This is a genomic window from Paraburkholderia hiiakae (assembly GCF_904848665.1).
GTDB lineage: Bacteria > Pseudomonadota > Gammaproteobacteria > Burkholderiales > Burkholderiaceae > Paraburkholderia > Paraburkholderia hiiakae.
The window spans coordinates 94,985-116,944 of record NZ_CAJHCQ010000016.1 but is presented as its reverse complement, the minus strand read 5'-3'; the positions used below and the strand labels follow the sequence as shown (position 1 = coordinate 116,944).

Below are 21,960 nucleotides of genomic sequence, written 5' to 3'. Positions count from 1 at the left end.
TACGGGTACGTTCCTGAGCGAGGGCGATGCACGTGCTGCCCGATCAATCGTCTATGCGTCGGCCTTCGACGGGATAGTTCGGATCCGTATAACCAGGCGTCGATGCGTGGCCCGGAGGAACCAGACTGTCGACAAATTTTTCGTCTTCCGGTCCCAAGTGCAGCGACAGCGCGTCCATGTAACTGTCCCAATGCGCTTGCGTGCGTGGCCCCGCGATGGCGGAACTCACAAGCTTGTTCCGGAGTACCCATGCGATCGCGAATGCAATCGAGGTGGTGCCGCGCTCGGCGGCATACGCCGCGACTTTCTGTGCGATGGCGAGGGATTCCGGACGCCACTCAGTCTGCTGGATACGTTTGTCGCCGCGCGCAACACGGGAGTCGGCAGGCGGTGCGCTGTCGAGTGCATATTTGCCGGTCAATACACCGCGCGCGAGCGGGCTGTAGGGCACGACGCCAATGCCGTAGTGCCCAGCCGCAGGCATCAGTTCGACCTCGGCCGTGCGGTCGACCATGTTGTACACCGGTTCGGTTGCAACCGGACGATCCATGCCAAGTTGATCGGTCAGGCGCACGATCTCGGCAATACGCCAGGCGCGGAAGTTGGAAAGACCGAAGTAACGCACCTTGCCCTGGCGAATGAGGTCGCCGATGGCACGAAGCCCTTCTTCGAGCGGCGCGCCAACAAGGGAGCGGTGAAAGTAGAGAACGTCGATATAGTCGGTCCCCAGACGCTTCAGGCTGGCGTCGACCGTCTGGCAAATCCATTTGCGTGACTGCCCCTGTTCGTTTGGACCGGCAGTTGCCGATGCGGGGTAGCCAAACTTTGTTGCGACGATCCAGTCGTCGCGTCGGTCCGCGATGGCGCGACCAACGATTTCTTCAGACCGGCCTGCGTGATAGACATCGGCGGTGTCGAGAAAATTAACGCCCTGGTCGAAAGCCTTGTCGATAATCCGGCGCGAGGTCGCTTCGTCCGTTTCGCCCCCAAACATCATTGCACCCAGGCAGAGGGACGAAACCTTGAGGGCGCTGCGCCCCAGATATCGGTAATCCATTCTCATCATCTCCATGCAGGCCATGCCCGCGGTTAACCAGCACATTCACGCCAGAAAAGGCGCGTCAGCCGGCGCTTCAATCGCCGTCCGCATGGAAGATGATAAGTCGATCGTATCTAGTGATAAAGCCAGTAAAACGGCAAACCCACATGAGCTGAATTCATGAATTGAATTTCAGCTCCTCGGCTTTTCTTCACGGTAGCGGATCGCATCGATGATCACGGTCATCGCTCGCGAGAACTCACGTCGGGTCGCATAGCAGGCGTGCAGCCCTGGAAAGGTGGGGCACCAGTCATCCAGAACCGTAACAAGGCGACCTGCTGCGACATGAGACTGGGCGAGGTCTGCCGGGACGTAAGCGAGGCCGTATCCCGACAACGCTGCAGCCAGCATCGGGTAGGTCCCGTTGAAAGCGAGTTGTCCGTCAACGCGCACCTGCACTTCGCGACGGCCTTTTTTTAACTCCCATGCGTAAAAGCCGCCCAACGTCGGCAAACGCAGATTGATGCAGTTGTGCGCGGTCAGATCCTGAGGCTTTTTTGGAATCGCACGCGTTTTCAGGTACTGCGGCGCACCGACGATTGCCATGCGCATTTCGGGCGCGAGGCGGACCGCGATCATGTCCTTCGCTACCTGATCGCCGTGGCGAACACCGATGTCGTACCGATCGGCCACGATGTCTGAGAGACCATAGTCAGTGATGATCTCCACCTTGAGATCGGGCCAGGCATGCAACACCGGCGATAACCTGGGCCACAGGACCGTCTCGGTCGCGTAATCGGTCGCAGTGATGCGGATCGTGCCGGCAGGTTTGTCCCGAAACTCCGTCACGGCCGCCAGTTCGGAATCGATCTCCTCAAAACGGGGTGTGATGACCCGAATGAGGCGTTCGCCCGCCTCCGTTGGCGCGACACTGCGCGTGGTTCGGGTCAGCAGTCGCATGCCGAGCCGGGTTTCGAGTGCGCGAATGGTGTGGCTCAAGGCCGATTGCGATACGCCAAGTTGAGCGGCCGCGCGCGTGAAGCTGCGCTCGCGCGCGACGGCAATCAGTGCAAGCAGGTCGTTGTAGCTTTCGCGGCGCATTGATGAACTCGTTTCATAGGTGTTTGCCGATTTTAGCGCCTAGTCGATGATGAGGGGGTACGTTAGATTTCAGACGCGGCGCATCGCCTGACCATCCCGTCGCCATGCTGCGATCAGATGTCAAAGCAGCGTGCGCTTATGTCGTCGATCGACACAAGGCGACTGCCGATGAGGATATTCGCTGCGGCGATGATGTCGCCTGCGCTCGGTCCCGCAGCCTGCTCGCAGTTCGAAAGGAAAACTGGTATGGAAAGTCTGAATCACGCGTCCTCCGTCAACCTGCTCGCCGGAATGAACACCGTTTCACCCGCCCTTGAGCGCTATACGAACGAAGTGGTGCTGGGCAACCTGTGGAAACGTCCGCAGCTCTGCGCACGGGATCGCTGCATCGTCACGCTGTCAGTATTGATTGCGCGCAATCAGAGCACGGAGTTGCCGTTCTATCTCGAACTCGCACTCGACAGCGGCCTCAAGCCCAGCGAGATTTCGGAAATCGTCACACATCTCGCGTTCTACTCCGGGTGGGCCAATGCGACCGCGGCCGTGAAAGAAACGAACGCCGTTTTCGAGAGACGTGGGATTACGGTGACGCAACTCCCGCCTGCGGCGGTTGAACTTCTGCCTGTCAACGAGGTGGCGGAAGCCCAGCGCGAAAGCGCAGTACAGCAAAATTTCGGCGCCGTCTCGCCCGGGGTCGTTCAATTCACCCGGGACGCATTATTCAACGACCTGTGGCTGCGACCAGGTCTTGCGCCCCGCGACCGTAGTCTCGTCACGGTCAGCGCATTGGTCGCCACTGGACAGGTCGCGCAACTGACCTACCACCTGAACCGTGCAATGGATAACGGACTGACCGGAGCACAAGCCGGGGAAGTGATGACGCAACTGGCGTTTTATGCGGGCTGGCCAAATGTGTTTACGGCACTTCCAGTCGTCAAGGATGTGCTTGAAAAGCGGCCCGGTTAATCCACTTCCCCGCGCCATGCCGCAGAGGGTCGATTGATATCGTGAAGAGGGAACAAGATGACATCGTGGTCTGAGGATGAACTCCGTGCGATTGCCATTAGCGACGATCTGCACATTTCGCCGCTACGTGACGATGGTGTCACTTATGGAACGCCAACATGGATCTGGTCGGTTGCGGTCGACGGTGACCTTTACGTGCGCGCGTACAACGGACAGGCGTCCCGCTGGTATCAGGCGGCGTTGCGGCAACGGCGCGGAAGGATCAGCGCCGCCGGAACGACGAGGGACGTGAGCTTTGAGCCCGTCGTGGGTCCGGTCAACGATCGCATAGACGGCGCTTACAGTGCCAAGTACCGCTCCAGCCCTTATCTCGAGTCAATGAAGCGCGGACAGGCGCGCTCCGCGACAGTCAAAGTCTCTCCCAATGCGTGAGTCCCGGAGGCGTTTCTCTATGGATTCAGCGCGAGATAAATCAGATGTTTGAAAAACTGGATGGTGCGACGCGGCTGTTCCCCATCATCGGCGACCCGATCACATTCGTAAAATCGCCGCAGCGTTTGACCGATGGCTTCGAAGCACGTGGCCAAAACGCCTTGTGCCTCCCTATGCAGGTAGCCAAAGACGACCTGGCCGCGGTCATGCACGCCCTGACACTCACTGGAAACGTTGACGGGCTGCTTGTCACCATGCCGCATAAATTCCCGGCATTCAGTTACTGCACGACCCACTCGGATACTGCAAGATTGCTCGGTGGCGTGAGTGTCATGCGTCGCAACGCGGACGGTAGATGGCATGGCGATATGCTCGACGGCCTCGCGTTTGTGAAAGCGCAGATCGATCACGGTGCATGCGTGCAAGACGGTCGCGCATTGCTGATCGGCGCCGGGGCAGCTGGCAGCGCAATCGCGATCGCTTTGCTCGAAGCCGGTGTACGCGAACTCATCATCCACGACGCAGACGTAACACGTTCGACCCGCCTCGGTGAACTCATTGCCGATCTCGGCCGGGGGCGTGTGCGCGTTGGGCCAGCTGATCCGAAGGGATGCACTTTGGTGTTCAACGCGACGCCCATGGGTCTCGCCGATGACGACCCGCTTCCAGTCTCGGGCGACCTGCTCGATTCGTCGATGTTCGTTGGCGATGTGATTGCCGGGCATGGTGTGACGCCGCTTCTGAGCGCGGCCCAGTCAGTGGGCTGCAAGACCGCGAACGGCGTCCAGATGGTCGAAGCCGTGCAAGAAATGATGCTTGATTTTTTCCTTAACCAGAAAGCCTGCCCCAGCGTTTGACCGCTTGCCGACTCTGGACTGCGATGCGGGCAGTAATCGACTCATCCTTGCACGGGAACGGTAAAAATGGGCCGAACGCATCGGCGCGTCCGAAGTGTGCAGAAGGCCTGGGCACGTGCTCTGCCCAGGCCGCCCGCACCTTAGTGCATATCCCCGACGCTCACGCGTTCGGACAACGCATTCGTGTCACGTGACGACGACGCGGCCCGGATCTCGTAGCTTCCGCCATGCACCTGCCACGAGTGTGTCGTGACATTCCATGTCGCGAGGCGCCGCGCCGGGATGACGACATTCACCTGTTGCGACTGCCCAGCCCGCAAAGCGACCTTCGCCCAGCCCACGAGGCGCTGCGGCGGCTCGCCCAACCCCGGCGGCAGTGTCGCATACACCTGGGCAACTTCGGCCCCGGCACGCGAGCCCGTGTTGGCAACGGTGAAAGTGGCGATCACGTTGCCGCCATGATCGGTACGCGTCCTGAGCCCCGAGTACGAGTACGTCGTATAGGAGAGGCCGTAGCCGAAGGGGAACAAGGGATCGATGTTTTTCGCATCGTACCAGCGGTATCCCATCAGGAGTCCTTCGCTATAGACGACGTTGAGATTGTTGGGGTCGATCGTCGGCTGCGGCAGATCGGCTTCCTGTCGCGGGAACGTGATCGGCAGCTTGGCGGACGGATTCACGTCGCCGAACAGAATGTCCGCGATCGCCTGCCCGCCTTGCACACCCGGATACCACGCTTCCACTACGCCGTGAACGCTGGCGAGCCACGGCATCGTGACGGGACTCCCGTTCTCCAGCACGACGATGATCCGCTTGGCCTTCGCGGCCACCGCGTTGATCAGCGCATTCTGGTCATAAAGCTGATTGCTCGGGTCCGCCTTGTTGTCCGGCAAGGACAAGTTCGCCAGGTCCGTGCCCTCGCTTTCCCACTGCGTGGCGAACACAATCGCCACATCGGCGCTGGCGGCTGCGCTCGCTGCTGCCGCGGCGTTCGTGCCGTCGAAGAACGTCACCGTGGCCTGGGGCGCCTTGGCCTTGATGGCGGTGTACGGCGAGGACTTGTACCAGGTCGCACACGTCGAAAGCAGCGGATTGCCGGACTGGCATCCCGACACCGCATTGCCGTCCGCCGCGGGCACGCCTCCCGACCCGCCTCCGGATAGCACGCCGACATCGGCATGCCCTCCAATTACGACGATCGAATGCAGACCGCCAGCAGCGAGCGGAAGAACCGGCTGATTGCTGCCAGATGCCGAGCCATTCTTCAGCAGAACTATTGACTCGTGCGCTACGGCCAGGGCATCGCGATTGCCTGCCGTCTGGTCGACCGAGCCGCCGGGGGTTGGCGGATTGTCCAGGATGCCAAGCGCGATCATGGTGCGAAGCTTGCGAAAGACCATGTCGTTCAGACGCGAAACCGGGACGCTACCGGCCTGGACCGCGGCCTTGAGCGCGCTGCTGAAATAAGACTGGATGCCAAAGCCCGCCCCTGCCGCGCCGAGATCGCCTGGCTGCTCTTCATCGAGACCTGCCATCGCGGACGCAACGGTGCTATGGTTGGCCGTCCAGTCCGACTGAACTTTGCCCTTGAATCCCCACTCGTTCTTCAGGATGGTCGTGAGGAGTTCCGGATTCTGGCAGGCGTACACGCCGTTGACCAGGTTGTACGAGCACATTACGTTGCCAGGATGCCCCTCGCGCACGGCAATCTCGAATGCGAGCAACTCCGTTTCCCGCATCGTCCTTTCATCGACCACGGAATTGCTCGTCATCCGGTTCGTTTCCTGGTCGTTCATCGCGTAGTGCTTGACCGTTGCGATCACGTTCTGCGACTGCGTTCCCATGGTGCGCGCGGCGCTCATCGTGCCGGTCAGGACGGGATCTTCGCCCATGTACTCGAACGTGCGGCCATCGCGCGGTTCACGTGCAAGATTGACACCGCCACCCAGTCCTTCCGCATAGCCGAGCACACGAAGCTCACGTGCGATACGCGTCCCGTAGGCACCCGCAAGCGCCACGTTCCAGCTCGAGGCAAGCCCAATCGGTGCGGGAAGGGCCGTGGTATGCGCGTTCTGCACATTCACGCCACCGGCCGAGTCCGCGGTGGCCAACGGGGGGATGCCCAGACGGCTGACGCCGGGGATGTAACCGGCGCCCTGCACCCACGAAGGAAACGGGCCACCCAGACCGACGGTGGGAATACCCGTTCCATGCACTAACTGGATCTTTTCGTCGAGCGTCAACTGCGATACCAGCACTGCCGCGCGCCGGTCGGCGATATCGCCCTTCTCCTTCCAGTCAGCGGACGGCTGTGCCGCAGCGGAAGCCTGGGAAAAGAACTGCGACACAATCGAAAATGGGCTCGAGCCCCATGTGTTGCTGGTGGCAGCTTGATCCGCGTACGCCACGGAGCCGGCACACAATGCGCCGGCGACCGCAACCGCTATTTGTTTCGCAATCCTCACAGTGTCTCTCCTGTTTTGCCGATTGCATGAGCGATGACCCGCAGGATTGCGGGGCCGTAATCGGACTACATTTTTCTTCTTCTTTTGTGTTGAATTACCCTACGTAGCGAGGTGACGATATCACCCAGAGAAACGTTTGCGCTTATCGTGCCGTCGCGGAACTTAACCTTACGTCGCAACATCAGGGTTTGCCTTAACCCTGCGTCATCTGCCATTTCGCCGTTACCTTGCGAGCAGATTACGGTTTCGTCGCGCAAGCTCAGATCACATGCACATCGAATCATGCCGATTCGATATTCGCGCGCATCGGGCCATTTGAGGTTTGAAACAAGGATGCTAAAGTCACCTGCTACAAGCGGTTAGCCGAGGCGACGTTTCCCCGTTCCATGGTGTCTCCCATGACGACCGATCAAAAGACCGTTTCAAACGTCCTTGCCCAACTTTCGCTCAAATCCGCAGTTGAACACGGCATGTCGCCGCACGATTTCACGCGCCTCACCGGAATAACGGAGGCCGAACTCGCCCATCCGGACGGGCGCATACCCGCGCACAAGCACATTGCGATGCTCAATCTGCTGGAGCCTGGCTACCAGGCTTCGGAGCGGCTCGAAATTTTCTCCAGCTATTCCTTTCGCGCGCCCATTAGCACGTTATTGGCCATCGTCACGAATAGCCCGACGCTCACGAAGGCCTTTGACCAGTTCCTTCGCTATCGGGTCCTGATCGGAAATGTCGATACCGTGAAGGTCAAGCGCGCTGGCCAGACATTCGAATTCGAATACGTTCTGGACGGGGCGGGTAGAAGTTCGTCGAGCGCCTTCTATAATTTTCTGCTGCTCATCCGCCTAGCCGAACAGTACAACGACGATGAGCCGTATCCCACTCAAATCGAGCTGACTGGAGATGCATTTGCGCCCGTCTCACAGCTATCGCACCTTTGCGGCGCGACGGTGAAATTCAGGCAAAACCGCAACCGCATGCTGATGAAAACCGGGTGGGCGGACATGCCGTATCGAAAGTACAACGAGATCACCGAAAATATTCTCTGCGGGCAGGCCGATGCCGATATCAGACGCTTTCTTCTCGGCCATTCCTTTTCTTCGAGGATCGAAGAATTCGTGACGAAGATGATTCGCGAGGCGCATGCTGGCCTGCCATTTTCGAACCCCATGGAGGAGGTCTGCGGCCGGCTTGGCATTTCACGTTCGACCCTGCACCGGCGCTTGCAGGGTGAAGGGACGAACTTCCAGGCGATCCTGTCCCATGCGCGGCTCGAGGAAGCAAGGCGCTTGCTGCCGCTGGCCGATTATTCGGTTGCCGCGGTGAGCGATCTGCTCGGCTTTTCTTCTCCTTCCGCGTTCTCGCGTTTCTTTCTCGAGAACAGCGGCACGTCCCCTTCGCGCTACAAGCTCGAAAACTGCAGGTTCTAGTTGAGGTCTTTGGACACACTGTGCTTGCGCGGTCCGCGCTCGAATTGATAGCCGGAGGGCGGGTAGACGCGCGTGATCGATGCGCCGTCACCGATCGTACTCTCCGGGACAATCACAATAAAATGCCACGCGTTTATCGGGAGCCCACGAGGCAATGAGTACTTTCCCCTTCGTTCCCCTTTCCGGAGAAAAAGCCAGCTACGACGCGTTCATTGGCGAGGCGCCGGCGTTTCGTCAACTGGTCAGGATGATCGATCGCGTCGCGCCCACCGATCACGCCTTGCTCATCATCGGGCCAACCGGGTCGGGCAAGGAACTGGTCGCGCGCCGCGTGCACACGCGCAGCTCGCGCCACGATCAACCCTTCGTCGACGTCAACTGCGGTGCGATTCCCGAGCATCTCGTCGAAGCCGAACTGTTCGGGCACGTCAAAGGCGCGTTCACCGGCGCCGGCGAGACTCGCTCAGGGCTCTTGCAGCAGGTCGGCAAAGGCACGCTGCTGCTCGACGAGATCGGCGAGTTACCGCTCGCGCTGCAGCCCAAGCTCCTGCGCGCACTCGAAACGCGGACGTTCCGCCCGGTCGGCGGCTCCTCGAGCCTGCGTTTCGAGGGGCGCGTGGTCGCCTCGACTCACCGGGATCTGCGCGAGCTGGCGCACCAGGGGCTATTTCGCGAGGACCTGTTTTACCGCCTCGCGGTGTTCGTGCTGGCCGTACCCGGACTCGACCAGCGCGTCGAGGACATTCCTGCGCTCGTCGCCCATTTCGTCTCGCAACAAGAGCGCCGCATCGAGTTTTCGCCGGCCGCGCTACGGCGGCTCGGCCGGCATGCCTGGCCGGGCCATATCCGGCAATTGCGCAACCTGATCAGCCAGTTGAGCGTGCTCGCCGAAAAGCCGCTGATCGATGAAGACACGCTAGAGCCGTTTCTCCTCAGCGAAACGGCCGGATCGGTGTCGCGCGCAGCGCTCGCTGACATGCTGCTGCAACTCGAGGGGCGCGACAAACTCGCCGCCGCCGAAGACCTCCTCATCGATCGCGCGCTGGAACGCACTGCAGGGAACAAGAGCGCCGCCGCCAGCTTGCTCGGTGTCGGGCGCAAGACGCTCGAACGCCGCCTGAAGTCGCGCGAGGAACACCATCGCGAAGCGCACAAGAATCTCGAACAGGCGAGCGCGCTGATCGAAGCATCGCGCTTCGCCGACGCCATTCCTCATTTGCGGCGTTGCCTCGACGTGCTGCAGACAAGCCGTGATGAGGCCACTGCGCGACGCGCCCAGTTCGACGCCTACCGGCTGCTGGGCATGAGCCTGCGCAGCGTGCACGGCTGGCTGTACGCAGAAGCGACGGCTTGCTACGCGGCGGCGCTGGAGATCGGCGAAGGGATCTGCGAGCCTGGCGAGATCGCGGCGATCCAGTTCGGCGTCTGGACCACCCAGTTGACGACGCTCCAGCTCAAGCAGGCGCGCGCGAGCGCGCAGGAGATGCTGCAGCGCGCCCAGAACAGCGGGGACCGTGTGTCGCGCGACGAAGCGCATGTCGCGATGACCAACACCCTCTACTGGCTAGGCGACAGCGAAGAAGCACTCGCCTGCCTCGCCCGAGGCAATCTGCTCGGCGTGACGCGAGACGATGTGCGAACGGGCTCGCAGGGAATCGATCTGGCGAGCCTCGCGTTGACCTTCGAGGGGCTGGCCGCCTACCAGATCGGCGAGTTCGGGCAGGCCCGACGCGCGATGGAAATGCTGATCCTGCGCGCAGGCGAGCCGGGTACGCACGCTTTGGCGCACGTCCTCAATCTGCAGGGCGCCGCGTGGCTGGCGTGTCTTTTCGGCGATCCGTCGCGACGCGGGCCACTCGCGAGCGAGCTCGAATCGGTATCGATCGCCAACGGCTTCGCTTTCTATCGCGGCATGGGCCAGATATTCCGCGGCGCCCATCTCAGCGCGCAAGGCCTGAACGAGGAAGCCGAAGCCGTCATGCTCGACGGTTACGACAACCACATGGTCTGCAACGGCGGCGCGCTGTTCCATTCCTTCAAGATGTGGCAGCACGGCGAACTGCTGCTGCGATCCGGCCGCGCGGAGCAATGCGAAGCGATGCTGGCCGCCGCGGTCGACGAAACCCTCGCGCGCCAGGAGCGCGCCCATCTTGGCGAACTGCTGGTCACGCGCGCGCGGGCGCAGTGGGCGCTCGGCGATCTGACGTCTGCCGAGCAGGGATTGCGCACCGCCCTTTCAACGGCGCTCGCGTTCGGTTCGGTGCCCGCGCGCGTGGATGCCGCGCGCTACCTCGCGGACCTCTTGCGCTCCACCGGTCGCCACGCCGAAGCAATCGATACGCTCGCTCGCGGATTGCGCGAGCAGACGGCCGATTCCACCAGCCGCATTGCGGGCGCTATCGCGTTGCTGGCCGAACTGCGCCAAGAAGCTTCTAGCGGACCGAGCGGCCAGGGACCCGCCGCAGGCCGCTGAGTCACGCAGATAAGTCACGCCGATCAGCCACGCCGGGAATTGGACGAAATCGTCCACTTCCGGCCATCTCTCCGGACGAAATCGTCCTGCACCGCCCTCTCACGCGCTGCCGGAGCCCGTCCTCACGGGGCCGCGCGACGCTGGCACGGTCGTTGCTCACTTTCCCGTATTCCGGACCGGAAAGAAGGGCAACACGCGCGGACCGAAATCGCGACGGGGTCGCGAAGCAAATCGCAAAAGGCTAAACGCAATTCGCGCGCGCACGGCAGAGATATTCGACGGCAAGGCAAAATAATGATAATTGCAATTGAACAAGAAACATTCGGGCGTCCACAGTCCACCAATCAAAATGCGAAGCGCGTGACGACACGCCAGGACGCTAAAAACGGGGCTCAGGGACACAATCCTTATACGGCGAAAAACCTCGATGGCGCCATTACGCACCTCGAAATCGCCGTCGCCGTCGATGACAACATCGCCGTGTTCGGCCGCCGCTATTGGCTCGACCGGGTTCAGCGAGTTGCGTCCACGCCCGAGATCATGCCCGCCCAGGCCCGACGACTTCGGCATTTGCTGGATCGGCTCAAGGACGACCGCCAGCACGTAGGCGTTTGAGCGCGCGACACGGAATCACGAAGGCGTCAGTGCGCGGGCCCAAAGGAAGCCTGCGCACCTTCCGATAGTGTCAATCCGGTGGCGACGTAACCTTCGAGACGTTCGGCCCTGGCGTCGTCGAGCAAGAGAAATCGTCAGCCGGGACTTCCAGCCGACAACGAACTCAGGTAGTTACTCCTCTTCTGCCTGGCGGCATACCTGGTCTCATGTCGCTGCGCCTGGCATCGGCTGCGCGACTCGCCACGCGAGATTGCCGCGTGCCGCCGCCTCGCAATATGAATGAAAGTAATCGGTCAGGTAGATGCGCGGCCGCGCGAGCAGGCCTTGCAGAATCTTGAGCTCGTGCATGGCGTACGCACGGTCGTCGAGGTCCGGGCGCTCGGCTCTCAGGCGCACGCCGTTTTCACGAAACTGGCGGCGCGGCGCGCCGAGTGATGCGAGATCGATGTCGCAGACGAAGCGCGCATCGAGTTCATCCGGAACGCCGGTGTGCCGGGTCGCGAGAATCGCTTCGCAAATGCGCTCGCATGTCGCAATACGATCGCCTGCGCAGCGCCGCAACCAGTCCGCACTGCGCTGTTCGTTATCCCTCGCACCCGGAACATAGATCACGTCGTGGCACCACAGCGCAAGCTCCACGAGATCGCCATGCACAATGGCCTCGCGCGCCAGATCGAAATCGCGCAGGCAGCGGCGCACGTGGTGCAACGTGTGATAGTGCCGCCCCGGTTCGCCATAGTGACGCGCGAGATCGGCGTAGACGGCCTCTGCATTCGCTCCCCCGCTGCGCGACCATAACTCGACGAAGCGCCCCTGCGTGCGGTTCACCCCTGCTCCTTTGCGCACTGCGCGATGCTCAGAGAAATTCCTCGCGAATGTCGATGCTCGAGCGCTGACCGATATCCGCATAATGCTGCGTGAGCCAGGCATCGGCTTCCTTTCGGCCGTTGTCGCGCAGTTCACACAGGAAATCCCAATCCGCGTTGTACTTGCTCGATGCGCTGAGCGCGCACATGGCGGCGTCGGAGCGGATCGAATGGATCAGCATTTCCTTCATCTCGTCCCGAGCGAGTTTGCCTTGCTGGATCAACTCCGTGACGAAGGCAATGGCGCGCATTTCGCGCATGAGCGACGAGTTGAAACTGATCTCGCTGATGCGGTTCAGAATGTCCGCCGCCGTGACCGGGACGCCTGGTCGCACGAGCGGATTGATGTGGACGATCACCACGTCACGCGTCTTGCAGTGATAGATCAGCGGATAAATGGCCGGGTTGCCCATATAGCCGCCATCCCAGTAGTGCTCGCCCGCGATCGTGACGGCATGGAACAGGGTCGGCACGCATGCGGAGGCGAGCACGGCGTCCGCGCAGATATCCTCACCCGTGAAGAGGCGTATCTTGCCCGTCTCCACGTTGGTTGCGCACAGGTACAGCAGAATGGGGCACGCCTTGCGCAGCGCCGCAAAATCGACCTGGCTTTCGAGCACCTGGCGCAGCGGGTTCACGTTGCCCGGATTGAACTGGTAAGGCGAGAACACGCGCAGCATGATGTCGGCAACCGCATAGAGCGGCGAATGATCGAGCCCAAAGCTGTGCGAGCCCTTGAGCCACGGCATCCAGCGCAGCGGGTTATTGCGCTCGGCCGACTCGGCGACCGCATGCCAGAAGTGATAAAGCGCCTCGCGCGCGCCGCCCACGCCTCCGTTCATTAACCCGTACGCGAGCACCGCCGCGTTCATTGCGCCGGCGCTGGTCGCGCTCACGCCTTCTATCGCGAACCGTTCGTCTTCGAGCAGGCGGTCGAGCACGCCCCATGTGAACGCGCCGTGCATCCCGCCGCCCTGCAACGCCAGCGCGATCTGCCTGGGCGCCGCGGGGTCGTGGTCGGTTTTCTGGCTTCTTGTTCGCTTCGTCGCCATGAGTCGCCTCCTCGGGCGGTACGCGCATCCAGCTACGTCATCGATCGTTCACGCATCGCTCGTTGATATTCTCGAATCCGCAGTTTGTGCAGCGCATACAACCGCATCGCGGCCAGGGACCAGCATGGGCCCATTATGCGCCGCATGCCCTGCGGGAACAGCCCGATATTCACCCGGCATTGCATTAGCCAAATCGTCGCAAACGTATACTCCCCTGCAGTATTCACCTATACTGCCCCGCAGTATCCCCAATATCGATGCTGTCATGCCTCATTCCCCCGAAGAAAAGAAGCGCGTACTCACGCGCATGCGCAAGGTTCGCGGCCAGTTGGACGCGCTCGAGCGCGCGCTGGAGGAAGGCGCCGACTGCGCGCCGGTGCTCCAGCAACTGGCGGCGATTCGCGGCGCGATCAACGGCGTGATGGCTGGTGTGCTCGAAAGCCATTTGCGCGAAGAGTTCACCCACCTTGCGGGATCAGCGGAATCTCCAGGAACGATCGATGATGTCGTGACCCTCGTTCGAACCTATTTACGCTAGCTCACCGCGGGATTTCCCGCCCCGATCTGGCCGAACCCCTTTTTTTACAGGACTACTATGAAATCGCGTGCTGCAGTAGCGTTTGCGCCGGGCAAGCCCCTCGAGATCGTCGAGATCGACGTCGAACCGCCCCGCAAGGGCGAGGTGCTGGTGAAGATCACGCATACCGGCGTTTGTCACACCGACGCCTTCACGCTCTCGGGCGACGACCCCGAAGGCCTCTTCCCCGTCGTGCTTGGCCACGAGGGCGCCGGGATCGTCGTGGAAGTGGGCGAAGGCGTGACCAGCGTGAAGCCCGGCGATCACGTGATCCCCCTCTACACTGCCGAATGCGGCGAGTGTCTCTTCTGCAAGAGCGGCAAAACCAATTTGTGCGTGTCCGTGCGCGCGACCCAGGGCAAGGGCGTGATGCCCGACGGCACGTCGCGCTTCAGCTACAACGGCCAGCCCCTGTACCACTACATGGGCTGCTCCACGTTCAGCGAGTACACCGTGGTGGCCGAAGTGTCGCTCGCGAAGATCAACCCGCAAGCCAATCCCGAGCAGGTGTGCCTGCTTGGCTGCGGCGTGACCACGGGTCTGGGCGCGGTGAAGAACACCGCCAAGGTGCAGGAAGGCGATACCGTCGCCGTATTCGGTCTCGGCGGCATCGGACTTGCGGTTATCCAGGGCGCGAAGCTCGCCAAGGCCGGACGCATCATCGCCGTCGACACCAATCCGGGCAAATTCGATCTGGCGCGCGCCTTTGGCGCCACCGACTGCGTGAACCCCAAGGACCACGAAAAACCCATTCAGCAGGTGATCGTCGACATGACGGGCTGGGGCGTGGATCACAGCTTCGAATGTATCGGCAACGTCAACGTCATGCGTGCGGCGCTCGAGTGCGCGCACCGGGGCTGGGGCCAGTCGGTCGTCATCGGCGTGGCCGGCGCGGGTCAGGAAATCTCCACGCGGCCGTTCCAGCTCGTGACTGGCCGCCGCTGGCTGGGCACGGCATTCGGCGGCGTGAAGGGCCGCTCGCAGTTGCCGGGCATGGTCGACGACGCGATGGAGGGCAAGATCCAGCTCGCGCCGTTCGTCACCCACACGAAGCCGCTATCGGGCATCAATGAAGCTTTCGACTTGATGCACGAGGGCAAATCGATCCGGACCGTCGTTCATTACTGACACGCAAGGAAGGAGAGAGACCATGGCCTCAGCCATTCACCCCACCGTTGATCACGGTATCCAGAAAGGCGCCGAGAACTTCGCGGGCGGCACGCTGCGCTGCCAGTGCGCGCAAGATCCGGTCGAAGTGCGCATCGACTCGCAGGTCTTGTTCAACCACGCCTGCGGATGCACCCAGTGCTGGAAGCCCGCAGGCGCGCTGTTTTCTGTGGTGGGTGTCGTGCCGCGCGACAAGGTCACAGTCACGGCGCACGGGGAAAAGCTGAAGGTCGTGGACGACAAGGCCACGATCCTGCGCCACGCCTGCACCGCCTGCGGCACGCACCTGTATGGCCGCATCGAGAAGAAGGACCACGCGTTCTACGGCCTCGACTTCATTCACACGGAGCTTTCGAAAGATGCGGGCTGGGACGGCCCCGGCTTCGCGGCCTTCGTCTCCTCGATCATCGAGAACGGCACGCCGCCTTCGGCCATGGCCGACGTGCGCCAAACGCTGCGTGACAAGGGCCTTGAGCCGTACGACTGCCTGAGCCCCGCGCTCATGGATCTTCTCTCCGCCCAGGCCGCGAAGGCCAAAGGCACTTACCGGGAGGCATGACTGCTTATGGAGCGCATTGAAAAACACGTCAGCCACGGCGGCAGCCAGGAGGTCTGGAAGCACGCCTCTTCCACTGTTGGTGGTGAGATGAAGTTTGGCGTCTATCTGCCCGAGGCCGCGTTGCGCGGGCAGAAATGCCCTGTGTTGTACTGGCTTTCGGGCCTGACCTGCACCGAGCAGAACTTCATCACCAAGGCAGGCGTGCAACGCTACGCGGCTGAGCACGGGATAATCGTCGTCGCGCCGGACACCAGTCCGCGCGGCAGCGAAGTGCCCGATTCGCCCGACTACGATCTCGGCCAGGGCGCGGGCTTCTACGTGAACGCTACGCGCGAACCGTGGGCGAAGCACTTCCGAATGTACGACTACGTGGTCTCCGAATTGCCGGCCGTTGTCGAGGCCGAGTTTGCCGCGAGCGACGCGCGCTCGATCAGCGGGCACTCGATGGGCGGGCACGGCGCGCTGATCGTTGCGCTGCGCAATCCGGGCCGTTATCGCAGCGTATCCGCGTTCTCGCCGATCGTGGCGCCAGGCCAGGTGCCGTGGGGAGAAAAGGCACTTGCCGCCTACCTTGGCGATGACCGCGAAACGTGGAAACAGTATGACGCCGTGGAACTGGTCGGCAACGCGACCGAAAAGTTGCCGCTACTCGTGGAGCAAGGCGGCGGCGACGAATTCCTGAACACGCAGTTACGGCCGGAACTGCTGCAGGCGGCCTGCGAAAAGGCAGGACATCCGCTGCATCTCGCCGTTCGCGAAGGCTACGACCACAGCTATTACTTCATCGCCAGCTTTATCGGCGAACATATGGCCTTTCACGCCAAAGCGTTGGCTTGAAGCGCGCCCGGCGCCCGAAGTGCGGCATTCAGAGCCGCACTTCGCGCTCGTTACGGCGTACCCAGTTGCCGGACTGGCGCCTCGACATATTCATCAGGCAACCTCGCTCCCGGCTCCGGCGTGCCCAGTAGCGCCTCATGAGTATTCGGCAGCCGCGTCGCGCGATATTCGTTGGGCGACGCTCCAAACTCCTTGCGGAACTCGCGGCCGAGATGCGAGGCGTCGGAAAAACCGCATGACGACGCAATATCCGCCACTGTGCGGTCCGAACTCGTCAACAGCCACGATGCCATGCGTATGCGAATCTGCCGCGCAAACGCGCCCGGAGATTTACCGGTTTCCGTCGTGAAAAGGCGTTCGAGTTGGCGAACCGAAACATCGAGCCGATCCGCCAGATCCGGCAAACTCAGCGGCTCGCCAACGTGTTGCTCCATCAGCAGAATCGCGCGCCTGACCTTGGGATGCGTGGCGGGCTCGAGGCCTGGAGGATGCGGTTGCGGCGCATTGCCTTTTTGCGCATCGTCCACGAGCAGAATACGCAGCGCCTTGCGCACGATGGTGGCCTCGACATGGCGCAACAGAATAGCCGCGGCAACGTCGATCGACGCACGGCCGCCGGAACACGTAATGCGCCTTCGGTCGATCACAAAGAGCCGGTCAGCAACGAGGTCACGCTCATCGACTTGCGGGAAACGCTCCACGAAATCCCAGTAGTGGAACCAGCTCACGCAGATTCGATATCCGTTCATCACGCCGGCCCTTGCGAGTGCGAATGCACCTGTGCAAAGTCCGACGAGCGTGGCCGGTGTTTCGGCCATCGCGCGAATGAAGGCGAGTGTCGCGTCGCTGGCAGGTGGCCCCGAGTGCAACAGCCCGCCGACGATCACCACATAGTCGAACGCCTGCGCCTCATCGAAAGTTGTCCACGGTGTGATCTGGATTCCGCAACTCGCCCGAACCGGAACGAGATTCTCCCCGACGATGGTCCATGAGCACCGCACCGGGCGGCTCATGTCGCCTTCATCGCTTGCGAGCCTGAGCAGGTCGACGAAGCCGGAAAAAGCAGTCAACGTGAAGTTGGGCAATAGCACGATCCCGAAACGCAGCCGCCTCGCGGTCGTGGCTTCGCCGTCAATCGTGTGGTGAACCATGGGGACCGCCTGTGCGAATACATTTCATACAATCGATACGGTCGAAAGCCCCGTCTTCGCAATGTCGGGTCGAGGACATCCGGCTCCATTGCGAACTCATTGTTGGCACCAGTGCAGGCAAATGCAAGGAAAACGCAGTGCCGCACGGAGCAACAGGAAACGTCGGGCAATGCGCGGCGCATCGCCTGCAGTGCGATATGATCGCGCTTTACTGTGCCGGGAATACCCACATGCAAGTGCTGGTCGACGCTGACGCCTGCCCCGCCGTCATCAAGGACATGCTGTTTCGGGCCGCGCGGCGCGCCGAGGTCCAGGTGACGCTGGTTGCAAACCAATATCTACGCACACCGCCGTCGCCCTTCATCAAGTCGATTCAGGTGCCGGCTGGATTCGACGTGGCCGATGCCCGCATTGTCGAACTGGTCGAGCCGGGCGACCTCGTGATCACTGCCGACATACCGCTTGCCGCCGCCGTGCTCGATAAAAGCGCGCAGGCGCTCGATCCACGCGGCAACTGGTTCACGCGCGAAAATATTCAGGAACGGCTGACAATGCGCGACGTAATGGATCAACTGCGCAATGCGGGCATCGAAACGGGCGGTCCGGCGCCGTTCAGCGCGCGTGACAGCAAAGCGTTCGCCGGCCAGCTCGATCGGTTCCTGGCGCGACATAGTCCGCCGCCGCGCAAACCTGAGTGATAGCGTAGAGCACGCGGACGTTTGGGATCGTCGCGTCACGATTCCCAAAAGCCTGTGCCCACACACGCGAATCGCGCGCGATTAGAGCCGAAATGTCCCACGCGCGCATCTAACCCCTGCCGCGCAGAGGGTCTTTTGTCAGATGATTTGACGCCAAAAATGGGGCGCCACGACTGCGAACCCCGCTATTTCCAGACCGTAGCCGATCCCGCGCGCGCCCCGATGCAGCCGGACTTTGCCGCCAATCGCACATGCAAGCCTTGATGCGTATTGGGCAGGCACGATAGTTTGGCATCCTAATAGACGTGCGTTTCGCTCTTGCCATTAGGCAGCGACTTTCCTATGATCCACAAACGCGAATCACTCTCATTCTCATCGAACGCCAGCCGCTCGCGCAAACGGTCGCGCGGTTGCGCCTCGTGAGTCTTCTCGCCGTCTTCGTACTTCGATGAGGTAACCCGACATGGTCCTTTCTGCACCAGGTGAAAGTTCAATCATGAGTACAACTAACATCAAGCCGGGTCCGCCCTCGCCCGTGCTCGACTTCGTGGCGATCGGCCTCGGGCCGTTCAACCTGAGCCTCGCCTGCCTGGCCGACCCGATCCGCGATCTGCGCGGCCTGTTCCTCGAACGCAACGAGGATTTCGACTGGCACCCGGGCATGCTGATCGACGACACCACGCTGCAAAACCCGTTTCTCGCCGACCTCGTGAGTCTCGCGGACCCCAAGAGCAAGTTCAGCTTCCTCAATTACTGCAAGCAGGAAGGCAAGCTCTATGCGTATTACATTCGCGAGCGCTTTTATCTGAGCCGCGCCGAATATAACCGCTACTGCAAATGGGCCATCAGCCAGCTTTCGAGCATCGCGTTCGGCTCGAATGTGGAGCACGTTCAATACGACGCGCAACAAGGCCACTACGTCGTGTGCGGGCGTCACGTGCGCACCGGCCAGCCGTTCACGCATCGCGCCTCGCGCCTCGTGATCGGTGTGGGTTCCGTCCCGCAGTTGCCGCCGTGCTGCGGCGAGTTGCGCGAGCGTTGCATCCATAGCGCGCATTACGTCGCGCGCAAAGCCGAACTGCAGCAAAAGCGCTCGATCGCCGTGATCGGCAGCGGTCAGAGCGCCGCCGAGGTTTTCTACGACCTGCTCAAAGAGAGCGACGAGCACGACTACACGCTCACGTGGATCACGCGCTCGCCACGCTTCTTCCAGATGGAGAACACCAAGCTCACACTGGAAATGATCTCGCCCGACTACATCGACTACTTCTACAACCTGCCGGACGGCGTGCGCGAAAACATCATCGCCAAGCAGGACAGTCTCTACAAGGGCGTCAACGCTTCGCTCATCAACCAGATTTACGACCTGCTCGACGACCGGCGCAGCCGCGGCAGCAATAACGCGCGCCTCATCACCAATTCCGAGTTGAGCGCCTGTCATCACGACCGTATCGACGACCGCTTTCACCTGCGTTTCGTGCAGCGCGACGAGGGTGTGCAATACACCCATGTCACCGACGGAGCGATCTTCGCGACGGGTTATGGGCAGAACGTGCCCGGCTTCATCGACGGCGTTCGCGCTCGCATCCGCTGGGACGACAAGGGGCGTTACCGGCTCTCGCGCAACTATGCGATCGACGTGAGCGGGCATGAGATCTTCGTGCAAAACGCGGGGCTCTACAGCCACGGCCTGACCAACCCCGACCTTGGCATGAGCTGCTATCGCAACTCCTGCATCCTGCGCGAGCTGACCGGCGTCGAACACTACAAGATCGAGCGGCGTATCGCGCTGCAGGACTTCTCGGTGCCCGACACGGAAGCGTTCGTGAAAACGCCGCAGGAGGCGCAATGAAGCTGCGCAGCACGATCATCCTGATGATGACCTTCGCCGTCATCAGCGACGCGATTCTGATTCCGTTCTACCCGCAGTTCTTCGCGGCGCGCTATGGCGTGACGAGTCCCGTGCATGCAGGCGCTTACGTGGCGTTCATCTCGATCGTCGTGATGCTCACACTGCCGCTCTGGGCGCGCATTGCGAAGCGGCTCGACGCCATGCATCTGCTCGTCTACACACAGTGCGCCGCGGGCGTGCTTTCGTTGGCCAGCTATTTCGCGCCGACGGTGGCGCTCTTCTGGGTGCTCTCGCTCGCGATGTTCATGTGCAAAAGCAGTTATCTGCTGATGTACCCGTACATGATGCGGCTCGAAGCGAAGGAATCGCACGCGTATACCATCGGCGTGCTTTCGGTGGTCGTGCACTTCGGCGCGATCGCCGGCGCGGTGGCGGGCGGCTTCGTCATGCAGTTCTGGGACGCGCATCACTGCATCTTCGCGATGGCCGCCGGCGACTTCGTGCAGATGGCGATCTGCCTTTCGCTGATCCGCACGCATGGCATTGCGCGACGCTGCCGGTTTGCAGGCGGCGATGAAGAAGCACTGGCGAAACCGAGCCTGCGTGCGCGCATGCCGATCCTGCGCCTCGCCCTGCTCATGCTCGCCTTCGACTTCTGCGTCTATCTCATCCGGCCGTTCATGGCGTCGTACTGGCAAGCGGTCACCCACGCACCCGGCGAACTGGTTCCGGGTCTCGTGTTCGCCATTCCCGGCATAGTCGCGCTGGTGGCGCTGCGCCTGAACAAGCAGCTCAGCGAGCAGGGCAAGCGCGTGCCCGACCACATGCTCGCGAACCTGCTGTTGTGCACCGCCGGCACGCTGCTTCAAGGCGTGGAGGCCCCGCTGTGGATCGTCATGGGTCGCGTGATGTTCGGGTGGGCGTTGTTCCAGATCGTCGTGAAGCTCGACGTGACGATGTTCGCATTGAGCACGCCCGCCTCCTATGCCGCCGATTACAGCTTCATCAACTTCTTCCAGAACCTTGGCGTGCTGCTCGCCTCATTCGCGGCCGGCGCCATTGTCGACGAAGCCGGTTTGCGCGCGCCCTTCTTCGTGGCCTCCGCAGGCCTCGTTTTCACGGCGATCGCGAGCGTCTGGCTGCTCGCCCGGCCACGCGCACCGGGCGCCGCCCGTTCCAACCCGATTGCCGAAACAGGAGTCACCGCCCGTGCGAACTGAAATCGCTGCCGATGAAGTCGCGTTGCGTCATGTCCCCGCCGCACGCATCGCGACACCCGAGGTCTTTCATATCCGCCCGCTCGATGCGCAACGCGACGCGCCCACGCTGCACCGCTGGTTCATCGAGGAACGCGCGGCATTCTGGAACATGCGCGACAAGAGCGTGGCGGACGTAGCCGCGTTCTATCAGGCTATCGAGGACTCGGGGCACGCACGCGCCTGGCTCGGGGAGCAGAATGGCGTACCCGCTTTCCTGTTCGAAAGTTACGACCCGGCCCACGAAGAGATCGGCGAGCACTACGACGTGCGCGCAGGCGACCTCGGCATGCACCTGTTCGTCGGGCCCGCTGCCATGCGCAGATCCGGTTATACGCGCCACGTGTTCGAAACGCTCATGGCGTTCCTGTTCGAGCGTCTTGGCGCCCAACGCGTCGTCGTCGAGCCTGATGCGCGCAACACACGCATACACGCCCTGAACCGCGCGATGGGCTTCGTCTACACGAAGGACGTCGCGTTCCGCGAGAAATCCGCCTCGCTCGCGTTCTGCACGCGAGCTGCTTTTTGCGCGTCCGTTATGCAGGATAACTAAGTTACATAAGGACA

The 21,960-nt window shown here is 61.8% G+C and carries 20 protein-coding genes; 13 read left to right on the top strand and 7 right to left on the bottom strand.

The window, feature by feature from the left end:
• Positions 1–43: 43 nt before the first annotated feature.
• Together JMY28_RS26830 and JMY28_RS26825 are read right to left on the bottom strand one after the other, a co-directional pair.
• Positions 44–1,057, bottom strand: coding sequence for an aldo/keto reductase (locus JMY28_RS26830; protein ID WP_201698923.1), 1,014 nt, complete (start codon positions 1,055–1,057; stop codon positions 44–46).
• A 174-nt stretch (positions 1,058–1,231) separates the two neighbouring features.
• Positions 1,232–2,140, bottom strand: coding sequence for a LysR family transcriptional regulator (locus tag JMY28_RS26825; RefSeq protein ID WP_201698922.1), 909 nt, complete (start codon positions 2,138–2,140; stop codon positions 1,232–1,234).
• A gap of 138 nt (positions 2,141–2,278) precedes the next feature.
• Here JMY28_RS26825 and JMY28_RS26820 point away from each other — a divergent pair, with 138 nt between their 5' ends.
• The 3 genes from JMY28_RS26820 to JMY28_RS26810 are packed head-to-tail and all read left to right on the top strand — an operon-like array spanning position 2,279 to position 4,395.
• A complete protein-coding gene (locus JMY28_RS26820) occupies positions 2,279–3,106 on the top strand; it encodes a carboxymuconolactone decarboxylase family protein (RefSeq protein WP_407945543.1) in 828 nt (275 codons plus the stop codon).
• A 57-nt stretch (positions 3,107–3,163) separates the two neighbouring features.
• Positions 3,164–3,538 (top strand): DUF2255 family protein, encoded by a 375-nt coding sequence (locus JMY28_RS26815; protein WP_201698921.1) that lies wholly within the window; start codon positions 3,164–3,166, stop codon positions 3,536–3,538.
• A gap of 44 nt (positions 3,539–3,582) precedes the next feature.
• Complete coding sequence (locus JMY28_RS26810) at positions 3,583–4,395, top strand: shikimate dehydrogenase family protein (protein WP_201698920.1); 813 nt, start codon at positions 3,583–3,585, stop codon at positions 4,393–4,395.
• A 140-nt stretch (positions 4,396–4,535) separates the two neighbouring features.
• Here the strand turns inward: JMY28_RS26810 and JMY28_RS26805 are convergent, their stop codons facing one another.
• Positions 4,536–6,674: a beta-glucosidase family protein gene (locus JMY28_RS26805; RefSeq protein ID WP_236597060.1), complete on the bottom strand. Its 2,139-nt coding sequence runs from the start codon at positions 6,672–6,674 to the stop codon at positions 4,536–4,538.
• A 572-nt stretch (positions 6,675–7,246) separates the two neighbouring features.
• Here JMY28_RS26805 and JMY28_RS26800 point away from each other — a divergent pair.
• Both JMY28_RS26800 and JMY28_RS26795 read left to right on the top strand, forming a co-directional pair.
• On the top strand, positions 7,247–8,290 hold the full coding sequence (locus JMY28_RS26800) for an AraC family transcriptional regulator (RefSeq protein WP_328809462.1): 1,044 nt from the start codon (positions 7,247–7,249) through the stop codon (positions 8,288–8,290).
• 154 nt (positions 8,291–8,444) lie between these two features.
• Positions 8,445–10,763, top strand: coding sequence for a sigma 54-interacting transcriptional regulator (locus JMY28_RS26795; protein ID WP_201698918.1), 2,319 nt, complete (start codon positions 8,445–8,447; stop codon positions 10,761–10,763).
• Between the two features lie 156 nt (positions 10,764–10,919).
• Here the strand turns inward: JMY28_RS26795 and JMY28_RS26790 are convergent, their stop codons facing one another.
• The 3 genes from JMY28_RS26790 to JMY28_RS26780 all read right to left on the bottom strand — a co-directional run bounded on the left by JMY28_RS26790 (position 10,920) and on the right by JMY28_RS26780 (position 13,296).
• The gene (locus tag JMY28_RS26790; RefSeq protein WP_201698917.1) at positions 10,920–11,366 is read right to left on the bottom strand and encodes a hypothetical protein; all 447 of its coding nucleotides are present in this window, start codon (positions 11,364–11,366) and stop codon (positions 10,920–10,922) included.
• A 216-nt stretch (positions 11,367–11,582) separates the two neighbouring features.
• Positions 11,583–12,206, bottom strand: a complete 624-nt coding sequence (locus tag JMY28_RS26785; protein WP_201698916.1) for an HD domain-containing protein — start codon at positions 12,204–12,206, stop codon at positions 11,583–11,585.
• 28 nt (positions 12,207–12,234) lie between these two features.
• Positions 12,235–13,296, bottom strand: a complete 1,062-nt coding sequence (locus JMY28_RS26780; protein ID WP_201698915.1) for a patatin-like phospholipase family protein — start codon at positions 13,294–13,296, stop codon at positions 12,235–12,237.
• A 265-nt stretch (positions 13,297–13,561) separates the two neighbouring features.
• Here JMY28_RS26780 and frmR point away from each other — a divergent pair, with 265 nt between their 5' ends.
• Genes frmR through fghA form a run of 4 tightly spaced genes read left to right on the top strand, consistent with a single transcriptional unit; the run spans position 13,562 to position 16,436 of the window.
• Positions 13,562–13,834, top strand: a complete 273-nt coding sequence (frmR, locus tag JMY28_RS26775; protein WP_201698914.1) for a formaldehyde-responsive transcriptional repressor FrmR — start codon at positions 13,562–13,564, stop codon at positions 13,832–13,834.
• A gap of 57 nt (positions 13,835–13,891) precedes the next feature.
• Entirely contained in the window at positions 13,892–15,001 is a 1,110-nt protein-coding gene (locus JMY28_RS26770; protein ID WP_201698913.1) for an S-(hydroxymethyl)glutathione dehydrogenase/class III alcohol dehydrogenase, read from the top strand.
• A gap of 22 nt (positions 15,002–15,023) precedes the next feature.
• Positions 15,024–15,599 (top strand): S-(hydroxymethyl)glutathione synthase, encoded by a 576-nt coding sequence (gene gfa / locus JMY28_RS26765; protein ID WP_201698912.1) that lies wholly within the window; start codon positions 15,024–15,026, stop codon positions 15,597–15,599.
• 6 nt (positions 15,600–15,605) lie between these two features.
• Positions 15,606–16,436: an S-formylglutathione hydrolase gene (fghA, locus tag JMY28_RS26760; RefSeq protein ID WP_201698911.1), complete on the top strand. Its 831-nt coding sequence runs from the start codon at positions 15,606–15,608 to the stop codon at positions 16,434–16,436.
• Between the two features lie 50 nt (positions 16,437–16,486).
• Here the strand turns inward: fghA and JMY28_RS26755 are convergent, their stop codons facing one another.
• The gene (locus tag JMY28_RS26755) at positions 16,487–17,587 is read right to left on the bottom strand and encodes a GlxA family transcriptional regulator (RefSeq protein ID WP_201698910.1); all 1,101 of its coding nucleotides are present in this window, start codon (positions 17,585–17,587) and stop codon (positions 16,487–16,489) included.
• 230 nt (positions 17,588–17,817) lie between these two features.
• Between JMY28_RS26755 and JMY28_RS26750 the strand changes: the two genes are divergently transcribed.
• The 4 genes from JMY28_RS26750 to JMY28_RS26735 all read left to right on the top strand — a co-directional run bounded on the left by JMY28_RS26750 (position 17,818) and on the right by JMY28_RS26735 (position 21,946).
• Positions 17,818–18,285 carry a YaiI/YqxD family protein gene (locus JMY28_RS26750; protein WP_201698909.1) on the top strand — a complete coding sequence of 156 codons (468 nt, stop codon included), beginning with the start codon at positions 17,818–17,820 and terminating at the stop codon, positions 18,283–18,285.
• A 496-nt stretch (positions 18,286–18,781) separates the two neighbouring features.
• Positions 18,782–20,137, top strand: a complete 1,356-nt coding sequence (locus tag JMY28_RS26745; RefSeq protein ID WP_201698908.1) for a lysine N(6)-hydroxylase/L-ornithine N(5)-oxygenase family protein — start codon at positions 18,782–18,784, stop codon at positions 20,135–20,137.
• Positions 20,134–21,357: an MFS transporter gene (locus tag JMY28_RS26740; RefSeq protein WP_201698907.1), complete on the top strand. Its 1,224-nt coding sequence runs from the start codon at positions 20,134–20,136 to the stop codon at positions 21,355–21,357. Before JMY28_RS26745 ends, JMY28_RS26740 begins: the two co-directional genes overlap by 4 nt.
• Complete coding sequence (locus tag JMY28_RS26735; RefSeq protein ID WP_201698906.1) at positions 21,347–21,946, top strand: GNAT family N-acetyltransferase; 600 nt, start codon at positions 21,347–21,349, stop codon at positions 21,944–21,946. Before JMY28_RS26740 ends, JMY28_RS26735 begins: the two co-directional genes overlap by 11 nt.
• The last annotated feature ends 14 nt before the right edge of the window (positions 21,947–21,960 follow it).

Coding starts and splice junctions, on each gene's coding strand:
- fghA (WP_201698911.1), top strand. CDS start 15,606: ATGGAGCGCATTGAAAAACACGTCAGCCACGGCGGCAGCCAGGAGGTC.
- JMY28_RS26795 (WP_201698918.1), top strand. CDS start 8,445: ATGAGTACTTTCCCCTTCGTTCCCCTTTCCGGAGAAAAAGCCAGCTAC.
- JMY28_RS26780 (WP_201698915.1), bottom strand. CDS start 13,296: ATGGCGACGAAGCGAACAAGAAGCCAGAAAACCGACCACGACCCCGCG.
- frmR (WP_201698914.1), top strand. CDS start 13,562: ATGCCTCATTCCCCCGAAGAAAAGAAGCGCGTACTCACGCGCATGCGC.
- JMY28_RS26740 (WP_201698907.1), top strand. CDS start 20,134: ATGAAGCTGCGCAGCACGATCATCCTGATGATGACCTTCGCCGTCATC.
- JMY28_RS26770 (WP_201698913.1), top strand. CDS start 13,892: ATGAAATCGCGTGCTGCAGTAGCGTTTGCGCCGGGCAAGCCCCTCGAG.
- JMY28_RS26745 (WP_201698908.1), top strand. CDS start 18,782: ATGAGTACAACTAACATCAAGCCGGGTCCGCCCTCGCCCGTGCTCGAC.
- JMY28_RS26755 (WP_201698910.1), bottom strand. CDS start 17,587: ATGGTTCACCACACGATTGACGGCGAAGCCACGACCGCGAGGCGGCTG.
- JMY28_RS26820 (WP_407945543.1), top strand. CDS start 2,279: ATGTCGTCGATCGACACAAGGCGACTGCCGATGAGGATATTCGCTGCG.
- JMY28_RS26815 (WP_201698921.1), top strand. CDS start 3,164: ATGACATCGTGGTCTGAGGATGAACTCCGTGCGATTGCCATTAGCGAC.
- JMY28_RS26810 (WP_201698920.1), top strand. CDS start 3,583: ATGTTTGAAAAACTGGATGGTGCGACGCGGCTGTTCCCCATCATCGGC.
- gfa (WP_201698912.1), top strand. CDS start 15,024: ATGGCCTCAGCCATTCACCCCACCGTTGATCACGGTATCCAGAAAGGC.
- JMY28_RS26830 (WP_201698923.1), bottom strand. CDS start 1,057: ATGGATTACCGATATCTGGGGCGCAGCGCCCTCAAGGTTTCGTCCCTC.
- JMY28_RS26750 (WP_201698909.1), top strand. CDS start 17,818: ATGCAAGTGCTGGTCGACGCTGACGCCTGCCCCGCCGTCATCAAGGAC.
- JMY28_RS26825 (WP_201698922.1), bottom strand. CDS start 2,140: ATGCGCCGCGAAAGCTACAACGACCTGCTTGCACTGATTGCCGTCGCG.
- JMY28_RS26800 (WP_328809462.1), top strand. CDS start 7,247: ATGGTGTCTCCCATGACGACCGATCAAAAGACCGTTTCAAACGTCCTT.